Here is a 933-nt window from a genome sequence, read left to right as displayed (position 1 = left end):
CCCGTCGCCGCCGCGACGGGGCCCTCCGGCCTCCCAGACCAGGATCCCGACCTGGCGCTGCGACGAACCGCGCTCACGCTCCCCCCGGACGTCCTGCCCCTCGGCGTCGCGGTGGAGACCCTCACCGTGAGGGGCGGGACGATCACCGCCGCGGGCACCGGCGCCCCGGGCGCAACGGCACTCGGGGGCCTGGCCCGACCGGACCACTAGACTCGCCGACATGAGTCGCGACGACGTACTGGTCAGCACACGCTGGGCCGAATCGCGCCTCGACGACGACTCGGTGGTCTTCCTCGAGGTCGACGAGGACGTGGCGGCGTACCACACGGACGGTCACATCCCCGGTGCCGTCGCACTGAACTGGCGGACGGAGCTGCAGGAGGAGTACGCGCGAGATCTCGTCGGCCGCGAGCGGTTCGCCGAGCTCCTGTCCGCACGCGGCATCACCCGCGACCACACCGTGGTGGTCTACGGCGGTAATCACAACTGGTTCGCGGCCTACGCGTACTGGTACCTGCGGCTGTACGGCCACGCCGACGTGCGACTGCTCGACGGGGGCAGAATGCGCTGGGAGCGCGACGGGTTGCCGCTCACGACCGATCTGCCCCGACGACCCGTGACCGACTACGTCGCCGACCCGCAGGACCTGTCGATCCGCGCGTTCCGCGACGACGTCCTGGCGGGCCTGGGCACCGACGCACTCGTGGACGTGCGCTCCGTCGACGAGTACACCGGCCGCCTCGCGGCGCCGGCCGGGTTGCCACAGGAGGGCGGTCGTCAGCGCGGCCACATCCCGGGCGCCGTGAGCATTCCCTGGAACCGCGCGGTGACCCGCGACGGCACCTTCCGGACGGACGCCGACCTCAGGGAGATCTACGCGGATCTCCTCGACCAGCCCGGCCGTCGCGTGGTGACCTACTGCCGGATCGGGGA

Annotated in this window: 1 protein-coding gene and 1 pseudogene; both read left to right on the top strand. The window is 72.1% G+C overall.

Translation table 11 applies throughout. The features are described 5' to 3' along the window. Positions 1-210, top strand: a pseudogene (locus G6026_RS14720) (DUF2993 domain-containing protein); the annotation flags it as partial. A 10-nt stretch (positions 211-220) separates the two neighbouring features. Continuing rightward, positions 221-933: sulfurtransferase (locus G6026_RS14715; RefSeq protein WP_241728107.1), on the top strand; the 713-nt coding region annotated here is incomplete at its 3' end.

Source organism: Dietzia sp. DQ11-38-2 (assembly GCF_014145055.1).
Classification (GTDB): domain Bacteria; phylum Actinomycetota; class Actinomycetes; order Mycobacteriales; family Mycobacteriaceae; genus Dietzia.
The sequence above is the reverse complement of the archived record's forward strand: the minus strand, read 5'-3'. Positions and strand labels throughout refer to the sequence as shown.